General features: G+C 67.1%; 2 protein-coding genes. One reads left to right on the top strand and one right to left on the bottom strand.

What is annotated here, in order from left to right:
* On the bottom strand, positions 1-579 hold a 579-nt coding region (locus tag JHD07_RS03940; RefSeq protein ID WP_291619165.1), incomplete at its 3' end, for a pyridoxal-phosphate dependent enzyme.
* A 324-nt stretch (positions 580-903) separates the two neighbouring features.
* Between JHD07_RS03940 and JHD07_RS03935 the strand changes: the two genes are divergently transcribed.
* Positions 904-2160 carry a GTP cyclohydrolase II gene (locus JHD07_RS03935; protein WP_291619163.1) on the top strand — a complete coding sequence of 419 codons (1257 nt, stop codon included), beginning with the start codon at positions 904-906 and terminating at the stop codon, positions 2158-2160.
* The last annotated feature ends 100 nt before the right edge of the window (positions 2161-2260 follow it).

Raw genomic sequence — 2260 nt, 5'->3', positions numbered from 1 at the left:
GGGCTGCCAATTGTGGCTGGCATAGAAGGTCTGGCTCGACTGGCGGATGGCCTCGGCTTCGGATTCCTCGCGCGGGCCTTCGACGAGCTGCACCGTGGCGCCGTAAGCGCGGACCTGCGCGATCTTGGCCGGCGAGGTCGAGGCGGGCGCAAGGATCTTCACGCCCATGCCGCCGGCCGCACCCAACCCCGCCATCGACGAGCCGCCATTGCCGGAAGAGTCCTCCAGAATGGCCGAGATACCGATCTGGCGCAGGTAGGACAGCATCACCGCAGAGCCGCGATCCTTGAAGCTGCCGGTCGGGTTGAACCATTCGAGCTTGAACAGCGGGCGCAGCTCGCCCCAGTTCTGCTGCACCAGCGGCGTGCAGCCTTCGCCCAGCGTGATCGGGTTCATGATCTCGACCGGCAGCGCCGCCCGGTAGCGCCACAGCGAGCGCGTGCGCGTGTCGACATCGTCGCGCGAGATTCCGGCCCCCGGCGTCACCAGCAGCGGCGTGCGCTCGTCCGAGCACCAGCGCGGCTGGTCGAGCGGGTAGAGCCGTCCGTTGCGGGGGTCGACATAGCTGGCGGCGGGCATCGCAGTCTCCAGGCAAGGGGCGGTGCTTACGGACCTCGCCGTCCGCACGGCCAAACCAATCGCCCTCTTGAAAGCACGAAAACTGACAATATTTCAATCTCTTGAACTGGCCGCGCAGGCCGAGATCGGCCGGTGTATGCGCGTACGCGCTCAAGACGCGGCCCGACGACCGCAATGCGGCACCCAAGCGCCCCTCCACGATTAACTTGTCTGTCGTCGTCGGCCGCTACAATATGTTGGATTGAGCTTGTGCCGCCGGTTCGGCGCCGCAAGCGAGCCAGGCCCGTCCGAGCGGCGGGCCGTTGGCTTTTTGGGAGCCTGGACATGAGCCGCGCGAACCGTACCGACCACATCCGCCTGACCTCCCATCCGGAGCCGGGCCGGACCTCCGCCTTCCCGATCCATTGGGGCGCGGCGGATGCCCGCAGCCGCGGGCCCATCATCGGCACGGTGTCGCGCACTGGTGATCGCAACGTGATCGGCAGCCATGGCGGGTCTTACGCAATGTACCGCGCGCTCGCAGTGTCCGCCGGCGCGCTCGATCCGATTCGCAGGCCCGACCTCACCAACACCTTTCCGGCCGCGACCATCGGCCCGTTCGAGCAATGGCGCGATCCCGCCAAGATCGTCGCGCTCGATCCCTGGGGGCACCTCGTCGCGGAAGACTTCCGCCAGGAGATCGCCGAGGGCGCCGACGTCCGCCCGAGCATCGCGGTGACGCGGGCGCGGCTCGACCTGCCGGAGATCCGCGAAGCGCTCGCCGCAAAGCGGCTGCGCGCCGACGGCGAGGTCGTGCACGCCATTGGCAGCGTGTCCGTGGTGAAGATCGCGATCGATCCGGTCTGGTACCTGCCGGGCCTCGCGGCACGCTTCGGTACCGGGGAGACCGAGCTGCGGCGAACGTTGTTCGAACAGACCGCCGGCATGTTCCCCGAACTGGTGACACGGCCGGACATGAAGGTGTTCCTGCCGCCGATCGGCGGCACCACGGTCTATCTGTTCGGCGACGTGACGAAACTGCCTGATCATCGCACCAGGATCACCTGCCGCGTGCATGACGAGTGCAACGGCTCCGACGTGTTCGGCTCCGACATCTGCACCTGCCGCCCCTACCTCATCCACGGCATCGAGGAATCCGCGCGCGGCGCACAGGAAGGTGGGCTCGGGCTCGTGGTCTACAACCGCAAGGAAGGCCGCGCGCTCGGCGAGGTCACCAAATTCCTGGTCTACAATGCGCGCAAGCGGCAGGAGGATGGCGATGCCGCCGCCGCCTATTTCGAACGCACCGAATGCGTCGCCGGCGTGCAGGATGCGCGCTTCCAGCAATTGATGCCGGATACCATCCACTGGCTCGGCCTCAAGCGCATCGACCGCTTCTTGTCGATGAGCGACATGAAATACGACGCGCTGACCTCGCAAGGCATCGACATCGTCGAGCGCGTGCCGATCCCGCTGGAGCTGATTCCGGCCGACGCCCATGTCGAGATCGCCGCGAAGAAGGCGGCCGGCTATTACTCGACCGACATCGCGCCGGAAAAGGACGTGAACGGCGTGGTCGGGCGTTCGCTGGAAAAATACTGATCGCGATGGCGGACGCTTTGGAACGACAAGCCCGCTCGCTGCTCGCCGCAAGCGCGGTGCGCGCGCGGGCGGAGCAGATGCTCGAGATCGGCCTCGCCGG

The organism is Bradyrhizobium sp. (assembly GCF_016462955.1).
Taxonomy (GTDB): Bacteria; Pseudomonadota; Alphaproteobacteria; order Rhizobiales; family Xanthobacteraceae; genus Bradyrhizobium.
This window is presented reverse-complemented; position numbering and strand designations above follow the sequence as displayed.